The organism is Pseudomonas sp. TH06, assembly GCF_016651305.1.
Lineage (GTDB): Bacteria > Pseudomonadota > Gammaproteobacteria > Pseudomonadales > Pseudomonadaceae > Aquipseudomonas.
Genome location: NZ_JAEKEC010000001.1, coordinates 845,351 through 863,002, shown reverse-complemented (window position 1 = coordinate 863,002; position 17,652 = coordinate 845,351). Strand labels below are relative to the sequence as shown.

Here is a 17,652-nt window from a genome sequence, read left to right as displayed (position 1 = left end):
GGTCACTGAAAGTGGGTAGAATGCGGTTTTTTTCCAGTTGCGGGGGTGCGCGTTGCGCGAAATCGTCCTGATTAACATCACGGGAGTCGACCGTCCGGGTCTGACGGCGGCCATTACCGGTGTTCTGGCACAGGGTGGCGTGAACATTCTCGACATCGGTCAGGCGGTGATCCACGACACCCTGTCGTTCGGCATCCTCGTTGAAATCCCTGATTCCGAGCAAGGCAAGTCCGTGCTCAAGGACATCCTGTTCAAGGGCTACGAGCTCGATCAGCAGGTGCGTTTCACCCCGGTGTCCGAAGAGGATTACCAGCAGTGGGTGGGCAATCAGGGCAAAAAACGCCACATCGTTACCCTGCTGACCCGCAAAGTCACCGCCGGCCAGTTGCAGGCCGTCAGCGCGATCACCGCCAAATATGGCTTGAACATCGACCACATCGACCGTCTGTCGGGTCGCATGCCTTTGGACACGCCGGCGGACAAGGGCAAGGGCTGCATCGAGTTCTCCGTGCGTGGCGAAGCGGCTGATCCGCAGGCGCTGCGTGCCGAGTTTTTGAGCGTTGCCCAGGATCTGAATGTCGACATCGCCTTCCAGGAAGATTCGCTGTTCCGGCGCAACCGTCGTCTGGCGGTGTTCGACATGGACTCGACGCTGATCGAGGCTGAAGTCATCGATGAGTTGGCCAAGGCTGCCGGCGTCGGCGAGCAGGTTTCGGCGATCACCGAGCGGGCGATGGCTGGCGAACTGGATTTTCGCGCCAGTTTCAAAGAACGTCTGGCGCTGCTCAAAGGTCTGGACGTCAGCGTGCTGGACTCGATCGGCGCTTCGCTGCGTCTGACCGAAGGTGCTGAAACCCTGTTCGCCGAACTCAAGCGTCTGGGCTACAAGACGGCAATCCTGTCCGGTGGCTTCACTTATTTCGCCAAACAGCTGCAGGCAAAACTCGGCATCGACTATGTGTTCGCCAACGAACTGGAAGTGGTCGATGGCAAGTGCACTGGCGTGGCGATTGAGCCGATTGTCGACGCGCAGCGCAAGGCTGATCTGTTGAAAGAACTGGCGCACAAGGAAGGCTTGCGTCTGGAGCAGACCATCGCGGTCGGCGACGGTGCGAATGACCTGCCGATGCTGGCGATTGCCGGGTTGGGTGTGGCGTTCCGGGCGAAGCCGCTGGTCAAACAGTCGGCGAAACAGGCGATCTCGACGTTAGGTCTTGATGGCGTGTTGTATCTGCTGGGCTTCCGCGACCGCGACGGGCAGCTCTGAGCCTGCTGCGGGCCTCTGTGGCGAGGGAGCTTGCTCCCGCTGGACTGCGCAGCAGGCCCCTTCTTTTTCTGGATATAGCGGGGGTCGCTTCGCAACCCAGCGGGAGCAAGCTCCCTCGCCACAGGTTTCTGGGTTGCCCCTAAAGCGACTTCCACAACGAATCGAAATCTTCCTCGCTCCCGCCATTCTGCGCGGCCTCCAGCGAGCGATAGGCAAACTGATTGAAACTGTGCGTGCTCGCCACCCGCCGATCCAGCCCGGCGCGGTGTTCCTCGCCGTGGGTGTTGATCAGCACTTTATTGCCTTCCTGAAACGGCAGTCGCGGCGCCAGCAAGGTTGCCGGCAAGTCGATTGCGCTGATTTCCGGCAGCAGTAATCCGCGTAAATAGTGACTGTGATCGTCGCGCGAACGCACCAGTTGCAAGCCGCACGGCTCTGCATGCGGCGCCACCAATTCGATGCCCATCTGCGTCCCGCTGCCGCGCACTTGGCGGATCCAGCGAATCACCGCGATGCTCCAGCCCAGACTCGCACTGTCCTGAATCCCGAGCATTTCTCCTGCCTGCAATTCAGCAGGCAGCTCTTTCGGCCAGCCAAGGCAATAACCGCCGGGGCTGTGATTGATCACCGGCAACGCATAAACCGGATAGTGCGGCGTGTTGTCGGTGCTGTTTTCGTCCTCGACCAGATGGTCGTACTGAATTTCCTCGTAAGGCAGGAACTCATCAGCCTGGCTTTGCGGCGCGGCATCGAAGGCCTGACTCCAACTGTCCTTTTCGCCTTTGGCCACGGCGCTGCTGAAGTTCGCCGCACGGGCACCGGGATGCTTGAGCAATTCGCTGAAAGTGCGTTCGCCGCCGAGGTAGAAGTGCAGGGCGCTCATGCCCACGCACACGGTCAAATTGCCTTGGCCAACGGTGCGTTGAAAGCTGCGTTCGGCGGCTTGGCCCCAGGTGGCGTGCAAATGTTGCAGGGTGTCGAAGCTGAGTCCTGTCGGGATGGGCAGTGGCGTCGAGGTGTCCCGACGCAGTAGATGCGCCTCGATGGCATTCACCAGCGGCTGCGGATCGAAACCGAGCAGCCCGGGCTTTTGCTCGCTGCGAAACATGCTGCGATAGCGCGGACCTGCGTCGATCTCGGCACTGATCGCAAACAAGCCGTCGTCCGGGCTGCCGGGGCGCAGCTTGAGCAAGACGCTCCACGGCTCCAACACTTCCGCGAGCCGGGCGATCTGGTTTTGGCGCAGTTGGTTGCAGCGGGCGCTGCCTAATAACAGGGTGGCGATGTACGTCTGTTCGAGGCTCAGTTCCGTGGTCAGGCTGGCGAGGTCGTCATGTACCCGGCGCTGATGCAGCTGCAATTCACAGGCGAGGCGATACAGTTGATGCAGCTCGAACCACAGGTGTTCCGGCGCCGAACTGTACAACTGCGTGGCGCGCACCAGTTGGCCCTTGAGTGCATGGGCCGCCCGTTGCAGGGCCAGACTGATCAGCGTCGCGCGGTCCTTGCCGTACTTGGGCGCGATGCGCAAAACGATCTGCTTGTAGCCGATGGCCAGTTGACTCTGCAATGTCTGACACAGATTGCTGATCTTGCGCGAACGCTCGTCGAGCATGATCGCCTGATGCAGAAAGTGCCGCTCCAGATGCTGACAGACGAAATACACCTCGGGGCGCAGCAGCTCCAGCAGTTGCAGGCGATTATCGCTGGGGGTCAGCAATTGATTGAGCTCGCCCAGGCCTTGATACAACTGGCGGGCGGTTTCGCCGATGTTGGCCTTGGGCAGGCCGGCGATCCAGCGCTTGAGGTCGCGCGGCGTGGCGTCGCAAAACGACAGGCGCGATTGCGTTGGAGTCGGGGCGCGTAACAACGGAGGGGAGATGGTCTGGCTCATGCCAAAAACCATAGCAGCAAATTTCGCGATCCGTCGGTATGACGAAATCTGTAGGAGCTGCCGAAGGCTGCGATCTTTTGATGTTGATTTTAAAAAACCAGAATCAAAAGATCGCAGCCTTCGGCAGCTCCTACACGGGAGCGGGGAGTTTCAGGGATCAGGCTTTTGGCAGTGCCAGGCCTTGGCCCATTTGTACTGGCGAACCCGCGGCCAGTTCCTCGGCCCACTTCACTTGATCCGGGCCAAACAGCACGATCGCGGTCGAACCCAGTTTGAAACGGCCCAGTTCAGCGCCTTTTTCCAGGTGGATCGGCGCACGGGCGGCTTCGTCGTAGCGGAAGGTTTTCAGCTCACGCTTCGGCGGCGTGACCAGTCCGGCCCATACGGTTTCAATCGAAGCGACAATCATCGCGCCGACCAGCACCACAGCCATCGGGCCGCGCTCGGTGTCGAAGATGCACGCTACGCGTTCGTTGCGAGCGAACAGCTCCGGGACGTTTTCAGCGGTGGTCTGGTTGACCGAGAAGATCCGGCCCGGAATGTAGACCATTTCGCGCAACGTACCGGCCAGCGGCATGTGCACGCGGTGGTAGTCCTTCGGCGACAGGTAAATAGTCGCGAAGTCGCCGCCCATGAACGGCGCGGCATTGGCCGCGTCGCCGCCGAGCAGTTCCAGCACGCTGAAGCTGTGGCCCTTGGCCTGGAACACGCGACCGTGTTCGATCGGGCCGAGCTGGCTGACCGCACCATCAGCCGGGCTGAGGATCGCGCCCGGAGTCTGGTCCAGCGGACGCGCGCCGTCTTTCAGGGCACGAGTGAAGAAGGCGTTGAAGTGCTCGTAAGCGGTCAGGTCTTCGACCAGCGCTTGCGACATGTCCACTTGATAACGCTTGGCGAACCATTGGGTGAAGGCATTCTTGAACCAGCGCACGCGGCACTCGGCGATGCAGCCGGCCAGGCGCGACAGCAGGTGATGAGGCAGCAGGTACTGACTGAGGATAAACAGACGCTCTTTCATTAGTTGTCCTTAAAAACCTTAAATCTCGACGGGCGTGTCAGGGTGGTTGCCCCATTCGCCCCAGGAACCGGCGTAGCCCTTGACCCGCGGATAACCGAGGGACTTGGCCACCAGATAAGTGAAGCCCGACCGGTGATGGGTCTGGCAGTGGGTAATGATTTCTTTGTCCTTGGTGATCCCGAGGTCTTTGAGGATCTGCGGCATGTCCGTGCGAATCCGCAGGTGACGTGCCTTGTCCATGCCCGCAGTCCATTCGAAGTTGACCGCGCCGGGAATATGCCCGGCCTTGGCGGCCAGCACTTTCTCACCGGAGTATTCCAGCGGACCGCGCGCGTCCCAGATCGCCAGGTCGGCGGCGCCGAGACGGCTTTGCAGGTATTCGCGAGTGGCGGTCGGCTCTTCGTGCAGCGTCAACGGCACTGGGCCGCCAACCGCCGGCGGGACCTGGATCGACATGGGTGAGCCTTCCGCCAGCCACGCCGGCAGACCGCCATCGACATAGTGATACTTGTCGTGACCGATCACGTCGAGCAGCCAGATGAAGCGCCCGGCCCAGCCGCCGCCCTCATCGTCATAGACCACGTAAACCGCGTCTTTGCGATGGCCCAGTTCACCGAACAACGCCTCCAGATCAGCTTTCGCCGGCAACAGCCCCGGCGCCGGCGGCTGGCCGAACTGGGTGCGTTTCGGATCGACAAACCGTGCGCCGGGCAGGTGTCCTTCGGCATATCGGGCGGGGCTGGTCAGGTCCACCAGAATCAGTTCGCTGGCATCGAGGCGAGGGAGCAGGTCGCTCGGTTCGATAACGAGCGGCAAGCCAGAGAAGTCAGACATGTGAGGTCTCCAGAGCACAAAGGGGGGGATTGTAGCGCAGCCTCATCGGCCACGGCTGCTAAAGCTGTGCAGGGCCTTTTCGATGCACTGCGCGGTTTTGCCGAAGGCTTGCACGCTGATGTCGGCGAACGGCCCGCCGCCCTGATCGGCAACGACGATCATGATCACTCGGCCATTATTGAGCAGTGAACGCAGGAACAGGTGCTCGCCACGGAACAGCGTACGCAGGCCCGGCGGCAATAAAGCAGAGAATTGTGCGTTGTTCTCGGGATTGATCCGCACCTGCGCCTGCTGGGTCAGCAGCCGTTGCAGGACTTTGCTCTGGCTGACGACAAAATTCAGCGCCGCGGCTTCCTTCGGCAGCCCGAAAGTCTGATGCACGCGCAGATTCGATTGCGTGCGATCGGCCATCAGGATCATCACCCGGCGCATACCGCTGGCGACCAGAGCATCGCGGGCGGCGACGGTCAGGCTCATGGCATTGGTGAAGCGGCTCGGCTCGGCGAGCAATTGAGCACATTGTTTACGCCACTGGGTCAGGTCTTCGGCATTCGGTGCCGCCGCGGGCAACATGCCGGCAGGCAAACGATGAGTGCCCCACGGCCACAACAGCGAAACCGCCGGGTGCCACACATCGGGCATTGCATGCTGACGTGCACTGTTGGCGGCTTGCTGGTGCAACTGTTGCTGCACCTCGTCCATGGAAATCTGTAGATAAAGGCTGGTCAGGTACTGCCAGCGCTCGCTGTGCGGACTGTCCCAGGCCTGCTGCGCCGACAGCGCCAGACCATTGGCCAGCAGCACGGTGTTGGCCGGTTGATTGAGCCAGCGGCGCAAGGTCGGGTCATCGTCGAGGCGGTTCTGTTGGCGCAGCGGGTGTTCGCTGTCGCGGGCGATGCGCAGCACTTTGACCAGTTCGCGCTGTTCGCTGAGCAGCAATTTATAGCCCTGCTGCACCCAGATCGGCAGATGCCAGGCCTGCACCAGTGCGTCAGCGATTCTCAGCAGACGCACACCGAACAATTGCTTCTCGACGGCCCGCGCCGATTCGCCCTTGTGGATAACCCGCAGCTCCCACTCCTCAAGAAGTTGTGGAAAGGTCAGCGCCAGCGGCCACAACGGCGAGAGAAACAGCAGACTGCCCCAATGAATGTCCTGCCACAGCCGCGCCAGGCGACTGGCGAAAAAACCGTTGGCCTGCTGCGAAGCGTGCTGGCTGATCATTTGCAGTTGGCGCAGGGCCTTGGGGATCTGCATCTGCGGTTCGGCCGGCAGGCGCGCGAGCAATTCTTCGGTGCGGGCGAGGCCAAGACGATTGATCGCGACTTCAAGATTTTCCGCCGGCGTGCCCATGTTGCCGTGGGTGTGACGATTGGCCTCACGGATGATGCTCAAGGCCAGCGCCGGGCTGTCCTGCATCAGGTCGGCGATGTCGCGAATCGATCTGCGATTATCACGAATCGCCCGGCAGACTTTGTCGTGAGCCTCTTGCGGCACGGGCAGGCGGACGCTGTCGAGCAGCTTGACCCAGCCCTCGAGAGTGGTCGGTTTTACGTGTGGGACGTTCGTTTCATTAGCCATGTCTGGACGAGATCTTCACTGACTGTAGACGCGCCCGGCATGGGCTAAATTGGCTTTTCGCCTGAACTGGCTATAGTCTGGCGCAGTTTTGCCGATAAGTAGAAGAAGAGATTTTTTAACTTCCGAATATGACCTTGAACCCGACTCAGTAAGTACTTTCCTACCTATGGCTAAAATTATCGGCATCATCGTCGTATTCGCGAGCGTGCTCGGCGGATACGTGCTCTCCCACGGCAAGATTGCCGCCCTGATCCAGCCTTTCGAGGTGATGATCATCGGTGGTGCGGCACTGGGTGCATTCCTCCAGGCCAACCCCGGCTACATGACGATGCACGTGCTCAAGAAATCCCTGAGCATGTTCAGTTCGCGCTTCAGCCACACTTTCTATCTGGAAGTGCTTGGCCTGATCTACGAGATCCTCAACAAGAGCCGTCGCGAAGGCATGATGGCCATCGAGGGCGACATCGAAGACGCCGCGGCGAGCCCGATCTTCGCCAAGTACCCGGCTGTTCTTAAAGACGAACGCATGACCGCGTTCATCTGCGATTACCTGCGCATCATGTCCTCCGGCAACATGGCTCCACACGAGCTGGAAGGCCTGTTCGACATGGAGCTGTACAGCCTGAAGGAAGACCTCGAACACCCATCCCATGCGGTAAACGGCATTGCCGACGCCATGCCGGGTTTCGGTATCGTCGCGGCGGTACTCGGTATCGTTGTGACCATGGCATCGTTGGGTGAGGGCGATCAGAAGTCCATCGGTCTGCACGTGGGTGCGGCACTCGTGGGTACCTTCTTCGGTATTCTCGCGGCGTACGGCTTCTTCGGCCCGTTGGCGCACTCGTTGGCTCACGATGCCAAGGAAGAGCTGAACGTCTACGAGGCCATCAAGGCTTCGCTGGTGGCTTCGGCCTCCGGCATGCCGCCATCGCTGGCGGTGGAGTTCGGTCGCAAGGTTCTGTACCCGGCGCATCGTCCAAGCTTCGCCGAGCTGGAACAAGCGGTTCGCGGTCGCTAAGTCATGGAAAATAATCAGCCGATTATCATCAAGCGCGTCAAGCGCATAGCCGGCGGGCATCACGGCGGGGCGTGGAAAATCGCCTTCGCCGACTTCGCCACGGCGATGATGGCGTTCTTCCTGGTGTTGTGGCTGCTGTCCACCGCAACGCCCGAGCAGAAGATCGCCATCGCCGGCTATTTCAAAGACCCGGTCGGCTTCTCCGAAAGCGGCACGCCTTACATCATCGATCTCGGCGGTACGCCGACGCTGGCGCCGGAAAACACCCTCAACCCCGAGGTGAAATCCCAGCCGCAACCGGACAAGGTCACTGTCGACACCGAACAGGTCGAAGGCATGGCCGAGCAGGTCGAGAAAGAGCGTCTGGAACTGCTCCTGCAAGAGCTGCAGAACAAGGTTGACGAGAACCCGCAACTGCAGAAATTCAAGGACCAGATCCTCTTCGAGATCACGCCGAACGGCTTGCGCATCCAGATCATGGACGCCGAGAACCGGCCGATGTTCGACTCGGGTTCGGCACGCTTGAAGCCGTATTTCGAAGACATCCTGCTGGCCATGGCCGACACCATCAAAGCGGTGCCGAACAAGATCAGCATCAGCGGCCACACCGATGCCAAGCCGTACACCGGCACCGGCGATTTCGGCAACTGGGAACTGTCGGCCAACCGTGCCAACGCCGCCCGCCGAGCGCTGGTTGCGGGTAGTTATCCGGATTCGCAAGTGGCACGGGTGGTCGGTTATGCCTCGTCGGCGCTGTTCGACAAGGAGAACCCGTTCAACCCGGTCAACCGCCGCATCGACATCGTCGTGCTGACCAAAAAGGCACAAGCCGCGATCGAAGGTTCGCAAGGTGCGGATCCGGCGAAACCGGCCGATGAGAGTCAGAACGGCGCCGCTCCGGCAACGCCGGTCGACCCCAACGCGTTGCCGGCGGATCAGCAACCGGTGCCGGCGCACGAGTTGCGCGAGCGGTTGAATCTGTTCGACGACGCCGCGCCGAAACCGGCCGAACCGGGCAGTGCGGCGCCCGCGCCGACAGCGCCACCGGCCACTGCACCGGCCCCCGCACCGAAGCAGTGACCCACAAAAAGCCACGGTTACCGTGGCTTTTTTGTACCTGCCTGCGTCGCATTGACCAGTCGCAGTATTCGCAATCACGGAAGATCAGTTATGGAAAGACTCAAAGCCTATTTTCAACGGCACGGCAACGCCCCCTTCAAATTCGGCGAGGGCCGGGTGAGTGGCTACATCTCGGCCACGCTCGGGCTGTTGAGCCTGCTGGCGGTGTTCTGCTTCCTGTTCCCCGAATGGTTGACCACCGCCGAACTGCGCAAGGTCTACGACGAGCAATTCGCGCGCACCACCCTGTTGCTCGGGCTGGTGCTGTCGTTCAGTCTCGGCACCCTGAACATACTGCTCAACAAGCGTAAACGTCTGGGCATCACCGGTCTGATCGCGTCAGGGCTGGCAGTGGTTCTCGGCGGCACCAATGTGCAGGTCAGCGAGATCGGGCAGACCCCTTACTCGCTCGGTCTGGACTGGTTTGTCCTGGCGCTGCTGATCTCGGCCATCGTGTTTATTCCGCTGGAAAAGCTTTACTCCAAAGACCCCGAGCAGAACATCCTGCGCCCGCACTGGCGTACCGACCTGACGTACTTTTTCGTCAGCCACATGCTGGTCCAGTTCATCCTGATTTTCATCACCGCCTCGTCGAGCTACATCGCCGGTTGGGCAGTGTCGCCGGGCTTGCAGTCCAGCGTACAAAGCCTGCCGCTGGTGGTGCAGTTCCTGCTCGCGATACTGGTGGCGGATCTGGGTCAGTACTGGCTGCACCGGCTCTATCACGTCGTGCCATTTCTGTGGCGCATCCATGCCGTGCATCACTCCAGCACGCACATGGACTGGCTCGCCGGATCACGCGTGCACTTCATCGAAATCCTGATCACCCGCACCGGCGTCCTGGTGCCGCTGATGCTGCTGGGCTTCGCGCCGCAGGCGTTGAATGCGTACGTGATTCTGGTCGGCGTCCAGGCCGTGCTGGCCCACGCCAATGTGCGGATCAACGGCGGTTGGCTGAATTACCTGATCGTCCTGCCGCGTTACCACCATTGGCACCACGCCCGGCACAAGGACTACATCTACAAGAACTACGCGATCCACACACCGCTGGTGGACATGCTCTTCGGCACCTTCAAGCTGCCGCCGAAGGAATGGCCGGTGCGTTATGGCGTGTTCGGCAAGGAATTGCCGGGCGGGATTGTGCGTCAGCATCTGTATGCGTTTAAGACGCCTGAGCCGAAGTAGGGCGGGGTGGATGTGAAAAAGCCGCGATGATCGCGGCTTTTTTGTACCTGTATGACAGCCGGACACACCTCCGGCTATGAGGTCATTGATAATGTCTCCCTTATTTTTAGCGCAACCGGCTAACAGGGAGTTGTCACTGTGGGAAATCAAACTGTGTCCATTCTGCAGCAGCAATTCGACGAATTGGTTCAGCGCGTGCCCGGAGAGGGTATTGAGTTCTGGTTTGCCCGAGAGCTGCAGGAGCCGTTGGGTTACGTCCGCTGGGAAAACTTTTTAACTGTCGTCCAACGTGCGGTAGCATCCTGTAAAACCAGCGGCGCAGATGCATCGGATCATTTTCGTGGCGTCACGAAATTGATCGAGGTAGGCAAAGGTGGGCAGCGTCCTGTCGATGATTTCATGCTCACCCGTTTTGCCTGCTATCTGATTGCCCAGAATGGAGATCCGCGTAAACAGCCCATCGCCTTTGCCCAAAGCTACTTTGCGTTGCAAACACGCAAACAGGAGTTGGTTGAGGATCGGATGCGCCTGCAAGCGCGCTTTGATGCCCGTGATCGTCTACAGGAATCAGAAAAGGAGCTTTCGCAGAACATATATGAGCGAGGAGTGGACGATGAGGGATTCGCTCGTATCCGTTCGCGAGGAGATGCTGCACTCTTTGGTGGGAAAACCACCCAAGCAATGAAAGACCGCTATGGCATTATCAAGAGTCGGCCGCTGGCAGATTTTCTGCCAACCTTGACGATCGCTGCCAAAAACCTGGCCACTGAGATGACCAATCACAATGTGCTTCAGGTTGACTTGCAGGGTGAGTCGGAAATAGCCAGAGAGCATGTGCAAAATAACCTGAGTGTCCGCGATGTGTTGGATCAGCGAGGAATCAAACCGGAAGAATTACTCGCCGAAGAGGATATCCGTAAGCTGGAGCGGCGCGTCAAGTCGCACGAGAAAACCATCGCAAGGCAGGCCCCTAAGTTGCCCGCTGACTGAATCGGGAGACGCATTTGAAAGTGTAAGGAACGGTCTGGTCCTGACGCGTTTGCAGCGGACCAGGCATACGAAAGGACTTCAGAAAGGTCTGATTTTTAAGGGGGCGGTCTTTTGTTAGGCAGGATCCGAATACCCGCAGCGCCGCGGAGGGCGCTGCGGGTCGGGCTATTTAATAGCCGTTTTCCGGCAAGCTGGCGATGATCGAGCGATAGCTGTTCATCCGCTGCTGCTGCACGCGGCCATCTTCCAGGGCCTTGAGCAGGGCACAACCTGGTTCACGATCATGCTTGCAGTCGCGGAAGCGGCAGGTGCCGAGCAGGTCGTTGAATTCGATGAAACCGGCTTCGACGTCAGCGCGGCTGACGTGGCCGAGGCCGAATTCACGAATACCCGGGGAGTCGATCAGCTCGCCGCCGCCCGGGAAGTGGAACAGGCGTGCGGTGGTGGTCGTGTGCGTGCCTTGCCCCGACAGCTCGGACAATGGCCCGACGCGGGTTTCAACCTCAGGCAGCAAGCTGTTGACCAGCGATGACTTGCCGACGCCGGACTGGCCGACGAACACGCTGATGCGCCCGTCGAGCTGCTGTTGCAGTTGCTCCATGCCATTGCCGTGGTGCGCCGACACTTCCAGCACCGGGTAACCCAGCGTGCGGTAAACGGCCAGCAAGGCGTTGAGCGCCGGGGCGTTCTGCTCGTCGATCAGGTCGAACTTGTTCAGCAGCAACAGCGGACGGATGCCAGCGTGCTCGGCGGCTACAAGGTAGCGGTCGATCAGGTTGGCATGCGGCTCGGGCAGCGGGGCGAAAACGATGACGATCATGTCGACGTTGGCGGCGACCGGTTTCAGCTGGCCACGGCTGTCCGGGCGGCACAGCTCGGTGGTGCGCGGCAGTTGCGCGACGATCACACCGATGCCTTGGTTGCCGGCACGCCAGACCACCTGGTCGCCGGTCACCAGCGCTGGCAGGTTGGCGCGCAAGTGGCAACGGAACACCTGGCCGGCAAGCTCGCCGTCCTTGGCCTCGACTTCGACCTGCACACCGAAGTGGGCGATCACCAGGCCGTGCTGTTCCGGGCCGAGGTCGCCGCCCTCCAGGGCTTCGACCGCCGAGGACTCGCGTTTGGCGGCGCGGGCAGCGCGTTCGCCCTGAATCTTTTCGATGCGCCAGTTTTGACGACGATTGAGTTGGCGTTTGGCCATGGGTGTTCCGTCTGAAGAATGCAGCGATTAGGTAAAACGGCCGCGAGTTTAGCACGCCCGGCCACCGGCCTAGGCTAAACTGCGCAGCATTGCCTAGGAGTCGAAATATGCAAAACCCGCAGAATCTGATCTGGATCGACCTGGAAATGACCGGTCTGGATCCGGATAACGACGTCATCATCGAAATGGCCACCATCGTCACCGACAGTGACCTCAACACCTTGGCCGAAGGCCCGGTCATCGCCATCCACCACAGCGACGAAGTCCTTGCGCGCATGGACGAGTGGAACACTCGCACCCACGGCAACTCCGGCCTCACTCAGCGCGTGCGCGACAGCCGCATCAGCATGGCCGAGGCCGAAGCTGAAACCATCGCCTTCCTGGAGAAGTGGGTGCCGAAGGGCAAGTCGCCGATCTGCGGCAACAGCATCTGCCAGGATCGCCGCTTCCTTTATACCCACATGAAGGCGCTGGAAAGCTACTTCCACTACCGCAACCTCGACGTCTCCACGCTCAAGGAACTGGCCGCCCGCTGGGCACCGGATGTGCGCGACAGCTTCAAGAAGGGCAGCACGCACCTGGCGCTGGACGACATCCGCGAGTCCATCGCCGAGCTGCAGCACTACCGCAAGCACTTCATCAAGTTCTGACTTGATCGCTGTAGGAGCTGCCGAAGGCTGCGATCTTTTGATCTGGTTTTCAAACTTGAAGTCAAAAGATCGCAGCCTTCGGCAGCTCCTACATTGGATCGCGTGACCGAAATGGCTAGACTGCGCGCCTTCCTGCCTGGATCGCCATCATGCTGCTAATGCTCTACCTCGTTGCCATTACCGCTGAAGCCATGACCGGTGCCCTGTCCGCGGGCCGGCGGGGTATGGACTGGTTTGGCGTGGTGCTGATCGCTTGTGTCACGGCGTTGGGCGGCGGGTCAGTGCGCGATGTGCTGCTCGGGCATTACCCGCTGACGTGGGTCAAGCATCCGGAATACCTGGTGCTGACCACCGTCGCCGCGATGATTACCGTGTTTACCGCCCGCTGGATGCGCCACCTGCGCTCGCTGTTTCTGGTGCTCGACGCCGTCGGTCTGGTGGCGTTCACCCTGATCGGCTGTATGACCGCGCTGGAAATGGGCCACGGCATGCTGGTGGCTTCGGTCAGCGGTGTGATTACCGGTGTCTTCGGCGGCATTTTGCGCGACATCTTCTGCAACGACATTCCGTTGATCTTCCGTCGCGAACTGTACGCCAGCGTCTCGTTCGCGGCGGCGTGGTGCTACATGCTGTGTCTATATCTGAATGTGCCAGGTGAGCAAGCCATTTTGATCACTTTGTTCGGCGGATTTTTGTTACGTCTGCTGGCTATTCGTTTTCATTGGGAAATGCCCAAATTTGTTTATAACGATGAACATTAATATCTGTTGTGGTCAGGTATTTGTTTGGTGAGTAACATGTCTTGTAAGTCGTTGGTGACTTGCAAGTGTATGTTTCTTACATTTTTCGCTTTGCGGCTTGTTTGAAAGTCGTGTTATTTCTTTTGTTGATAGATTGTTCAGTGGCGATCTTCAAATAAATCTCAACAAAGGAATGCATCATGAGTGTAAGCACGGACGCAACAGTCGATCAGCCAATCATTTCGCCTGTCCTCGAAGGCCTCGCCAGTTTCAAAGTCAAGTTTGATGCCAGTGATAGCTCGCGCAGCAAGTCGCTGTACGGTAATGGTCGCATGCAGGTGAAAGTGCAAGTTCTGGTTTCTGGAGTTGATACCAGTGGCGATGGTATTCACCTACCGGCGGATATAATGGACAGCATCGAGCTTATTCATTACAACACGGGAAAAACCTTGCGCGACGGCTGGGCCGCGAGCACCGAACAGGGGCGTTTTACCCTTGAGGCGCAAACTTCATTCCCCGCCACAGGCGTTGACGACGCAGATGTAGAAGATGACAGCGTCCATCCTCAGGTACGCACCTTCTGGGTCTCCTCGTCTGTTGCCGGAACAACCCAGATCGGCGCACGCTTGACGCTCAACGGGGTGAGGGTTCTCAGCAACGGCAATACGCTTTCCAGCGTCCATGACAGTAGCGTGACGATCGAAGCGCAAACGCCTCCGGCGTACGCCATTGAACAGTTCCGCTGGTATCAGACCCGACGCGGCAATGAGGAACCCGGTAATCGTATCTGGAATTATTATCTGGGGCTGTATCCACAGGGGCAGCAGATCAAACTGGTCGATTGGGTGGCTGATGGAGTTGGCGTTGGTGATGACCATGTTATTGCAAGCGGTAACAAACTTAACGAATCAAAAACCAATTATGTGCGTGTCACGTTTGTCCCCCCCGAACGTAGTGTTTTGGGCGTGAGCTTGCCATTTAATGGAGGGGGGATTGCATTTATTTTGCCTGACGCCATTACAGCAGACGATAAGTTTTACTCGGTAAGGGTCAATGACCGCGACGGAGAACTTACCTTCGTGCAAGCCCTGTCCGAATACTCCTCACTTGCGCCCGCGACCAAGCGCGGCGGAGTGTTTCACTTTCGTGCGATTGATCAGCACGGTACGGAGCATAGACTGGCGATTCGCTTGAATTTCTATGAGCGCAATTTATATCTTGAGCGAGGCTGATTCCGGCTTTTGTTAATGAAAAATTGGTGGGTGTAGTAGATATATATTCTGTCTGGTACTGCGCCTGCCCATAAGCTCTGATGTTCAATCACCCGGTATTCGCGTTAAAAGTGCATTTACCTATGTCTGGCGTTGGCTCCTCGGTTACGAGGGCCCAACGCAGCTGTACCTCAAGGATGAGTATTCATGGCTGGCAAACCGCCAAAGGTCAAACCTGTTCCCGCTCCAAACAAAACTCCAGACTCCAGCACCGATGGCATACATCGGCCACCTTCCTCCGTACCATCAATGCCGCATCTACCTCTATCGCATCACTTGGAACCCTCGCCACCTTCCAGCCGGCCATCAGACCCGATCGCAGCGACGCAGACGGCCAGTGTGACTGTGAGTCCGATGTTGTCCATGATCGACGAGTTTGCGGTGTTTGCTGCGATGCCCTCGCTGGCAGATTACTGGATACCCACAACCCAAAGCCTCGGCGAGGCCGATGCGCAGGGTATCCGGATATTCAAGCAGCGCCAGTATGTGGCTGTCGACGATGTCCATTGCGTGCGAGTGGCACTGGATATCGAAAGCGGCCTTTTTCGCGCCGCACTGGCCAGTGAGCTCAACCCTTCCGGCCCACTATTGAAACCGGACCGCGAGGGCAGGTTCTGGCTCCCGCTGGACAGCAGCGATTCGCGTAATCACCTGGCAAGACGCAGTTCGCTACGGGGGCGAACTGCGGAACTGTTTCACCGCATGGGAAACCCAGTGGACGGCTTTTTCGATGTCACGATTGCACGCATCCTGGCGGTAAGTGGGATGGATGAAGTGTTGGCGCGCGACTCCCACATTGACTCTCGGTCCTTCGCCTTATTGCATGACACGGTCAGGCGCTTCAGCCTCGATCAGAAAATCCAGACGCTCATCACACAAATGCATCATCCCGATCCGTTGATGCACGTCCAGATCGATCCGCAACTGCAGGCCCTGCTGCATTTGCGCGAAGGCGATCTTGTCGGACGCCACGCCCATCGGGACCGTGCCGTGCTCTTTCAGGATCATGAGCGCGCGTTCGAGCTCGACTGTGATGAAAATACGCTGCAGATGCGGCGAATTTTTCCTGACCTTCCCAAGACATTGGCTCAGGCGTTGTGGCGCGATGCCAGCGCCGCCGATCGTCTGCACATGCACAACAAATCGGGAATGCCACGGCGAATGGCAGAAGAAGCGCTGCTGGCGCTGCGCAATATCCGTATCGCAAGAGCCTGTGAAGGCATATATCTTGATTCAGTATCCAGCCTGGACAGTGACCGACTGGCGTTGCAGATGATCGGGCGTCTGGCGGGGTGGCCGCAAAAGGTTCGCATCGAGATTCGTCAGGGCGGGGCGGACGGTGATGTTGTGGGCGCTATCGGCGATGCCCGGTCGCTGATTCGTCACCTGCTGATACGTCAGGATGATCGCTACGCCATCCAAAGCAGCGACGCTCAATATGCTCAGGGATCGAAGGATCTTTATTCAACCATCTGGTTTCTGTTGTTGCCTGGTCATCGTCAGTTGCTGGGTGTGACAGAGGGCGGTGGTGCGGCGCTACAGAAGTTGATCCGTACACAGGCGTTACCGCCGCACCAGTCCGTGAGCGAATTGCTGGGACTCGCACCGATTCCGGTGACCATCGATCCTGCTACCGCTCGATACCGGCAAGCGGGGCAGTTGCGAGGTGGTGGCGACAACCAACCGGCATCAACCAAGTCCGTCGCAGACCGTGTCCGAGATCTATATCCGCAGCTTTCGGATGAGGAGGTGATGGCGTTTACCAACGAGCGTTTGAAGGGTGATCCATCAGGCGTTTTATTTCGCCTGGAAACAGAGCTTGTAACGTTGTGTGATGAATTGGCGATATGGACTGCCGAAGGGGCATCACCTCATTCGCAGGCGTCGGAACCAGAGGGCGCGCCGACACTTGCTGGACGACGCCAGGCTCGCGAGCAGTTCAGCGCAAAGCTGCAGGATATCTGGCAGCGCAAACCGGTTTCGAAGTGGGGGGAGGGAGACTATTATTTTTCTTGCTATGTGGAGTTTTCGGGTGAGTTACCAAGGCTGTCCGCCAGATTTGAGTATGTAACAGAGTTAACATTGACCGCAAATAAACCGGGCGCACGGATAGGCGCTTTTCTTGACAGCTTTCCCAATATTCAATTTTTGGGTGTCGTAGGCATAAAAATGGAGGAGTTCCCGTCAGGAATATTTCAAATGCGCCAGTTAAGCGAACTTACACTGAATAGGTGTTCGCTGAAACTATCGGAAGCTACAGCTGAGGGATTGTCCAGAATCGAAGCGCTCACCGTGATGAATCTGGCAAACAACCCTCTGGCGGTCGCTCCACATATAGGTCATATGGCAGGTCTGACCCGATTGATGCTTAGCAACGCAAGTCTTTCCAGCGTTCCTTCAGGCATAGATGCGCTCAGGGAACTTAGGGTTGTGGCGTTACATGATAATAATATTTCCGACGTTGGAAATGAACTGTTCGAGATTCCGGATACACAGGATCTGTTCGTTGGGTTGTTGAATAATCCGCTGAGTGACGCGTCAAGGCAACGGATTAGTCGGTATCTCGAAGATTCCAGTATGGATCGAAAGGTGGAAATTCAGACGGAGGAGGCATTTTTAGAATCTGACTCCGATAGTGAGTCCTCAGAGAGCGGGTTCTCTACAGGTTCAGACAGTGACTGAATGTTGGTGGAAGTAACGGCTCCTTTGTTTTTCTAATATACCCTGACAAGAATAAGCTGCTCGGTGGCTCCCCTTTTGATTCTGTGCGGTTGAGATCAGGAGGGGAGAGAGATTATTCAGTGCTGGAATAAAAGGGGGCAGGAAGAGCGTGGTTGAAATGTGCTTGATCTGATTCGCGATTTTTGGATGTATTAGCGTTTGT

The 17,652-nt window shown here is 58.5% G+C and carries 14 protein-coding genes; 9 read left to right on the top strand and 5 right to left on the bottom strand.

Annotated features, from left to right (window positions below):
- Positions 1-52: 52 nt before the first annotated feature.
- Positions 53-1,267, top strand: a complete 1,215-nt coding sequence (gene serB / locus JFT86_RS03810) for a phosphoserine phosphatase SerB (RefSeq protein ID WP_201235804.1) — start codon at positions 53-55, stop codon at positions 1,265-1,267.
- A gap of 139 nt (positions 1,268-1,406) precedes the next feature.
- Here serB and JFT86_RS03805 read toward each other — a convergent pair whose 3' ends face one another.
- From JFT86_RS03805 to JFT86_RS03790, 4 genes are all read right to left on the bottom strand, one after another.
- On the bottom strand, positions 1,407-3,161 hold the full coding sequence (locus tag JFT86_RS03805) for a molecular chaperone (protein WP_201235803.1): 1,755 nt from the start codon (positions 3,159-3,161) through the stop codon (positions 1,407-1,409).
- Between the two features lie 157 nt (positions 3,162-3,318).
- The gene (gene asd / locus JFT86_RS03800) at positions 3,319-4,179 is read right to left on the bottom strand and encodes an archaetidylserine decarboxylase (protein WP_105705899.1); all 861 of its coding nucleotides are present in this window, start codon (positions 4,177-4,179) and stop codon (positions 3,319-3,321) included.
- 18 nt (positions 4,180-4,197) lie between these two features.
- On the bottom strand, positions 4,198-5,013 hold the full coding sequence (gene rhdA, locus JFT86_RS03795) for a thiosulfate sulfurtransferase (protein ID WP_201235801.1): 816 nt from the start codon (positions 5,011-5,013) through the stop codon (positions 4,198-4,200).
- 42 nt (positions 5,014-5,055) lie between these two features.
- Entirely contained in the window at positions 5,056-6,594 is a 1,539-nt protein-coding gene (locus tag JFT86_RS03790; protein ID WP_201235799.1) for an HDOD domain-containing protein, read from the bottom strand.
- Positions 6,595-6,760: 166 nt separating this feature from the next.
- On the opposite strand from JFT86_RS03790, the gene motA reads away from it, so the two are divergent.
- The 4 genes from motA to dinD all read left to right on the top strand — a co-directional run bounded on the left by motA (position 6,761) and on the right by dinD (position 10,906).
- Entirely contained in the window at positions 6,761-7,612 is an 852-nt protein-coding gene (gene motA / locus JFT86_RS03785; RefSeq protein WP_007952169.1) for a flagellar motor stator protein MotA, read from the top strand.
- A 3-nt stretch (positions 7,613-7,615) separates the two neighbouring features.
- Positions 7,616-8,692, top strand: coding sequence for a flagellar motor protein MotB (gene motB, locus JFT86_RS03780; protein WP_201235798.1), 1,077 nt, complete (start codon positions 7,616-7,618; stop codon positions 8,690-8,692).
- Positions 8,693-8,782: 90 nt separating this feature from the next.
- Positions 8,783-9,916: a sterol desaturase family protein gene (locus tag JFT86_RS03775; protein WP_201235796.1), complete on the top strand. Its 1,134-nt coding sequence runs from the start codon at positions 8,783-8,785 to the stop codon at positions 9,914-9,916.
- 153 nt (positions 9,917-10,069) lie between these two features.
- Positions 10,070-10,906, top strand: coding sequence for a DNA damage-inducible protein D (gene dinD, locus JFT86_RS03770; RefSeq protein ID WP_347340303.1), 837 nt, complete (start codon positions 10,070-10,072; stop codon positions 10,904-10,906).
- 169 nt (positions 10,907-11,075) lie between these two features.
- On the opposite strand, the gene rsgA is transcribed toward dinD, so the two are convergent.
- Positions 11,076-12,107 (bottom strand): small ribosomal subunit biogenesis GTPase RsgA, encoded by a 1,032-nt coding sequence (gene rsgA / locus JFT86_RS03765; protein WP_187677885.1) that lies wholly within the window; start codon positions 12,105-12,107, stop codon positions 11,076-11,078.
- 107 nt (positions 12,108-12,214) lie between these two features.
- Here rsgA and orn point away from each other — a divergent pair, with 107 nt between their 5' ends.
- From orn to JFT86_RS03745, 4 genes are all read left to right on the top strand, one after another.
- Positions 12,215-12,757 carry an oligoribonuclease gene (orn, locus tag JFT86_RS03760; RefSeq protein WP_053116764.1) on the top strand — a complete coding sequence of 181 codons (543 nt, stop codon included), beginning with the start codon at positions 12,215-12,217 and terminating at the stop codon, positions 12,755-12,757.
- 146 nt (positions 12,758-12,903) lie between these two features.
- On the top strand, positions 12,904-13,518 hold the full coding sequence (locus tag JFT86_RS03755) for a trimeric intracellular cation channel family protein (RefSeq protein ID WP_201238551.1): 615 nt from the start codon (positions 12,904-12,906) through the stop codon (positions 13,516-13,518).
- A gap of 179 nt (positions 13,519-13,697) precedes the next feature.
- Entirely contained in the window at positions 13,698-14,729 is a 1,032-nt protein-coding gene (locus JFT86_RS03750) for a hypothetical protein (RefSeq protein ID WP_201235794.1), read from the top strand.
- A gap of 402 nt (positions 14,730-15,131) precedes the next feature.
- On the top strand, positions 15,132-17,450 hold the full coding sequence (locus JFT86_RS03745) for a leucine-rich repeat domain-containing protein (RefSeq protein WP_201235792.1): 2,319 nt from the start codon (positions 15,132-15,134) through the stop codon (positions 17,448-17,450).
- The last annotated feature ends 202 nt before the right edge of the window (positions 17,451-17,652 follow it).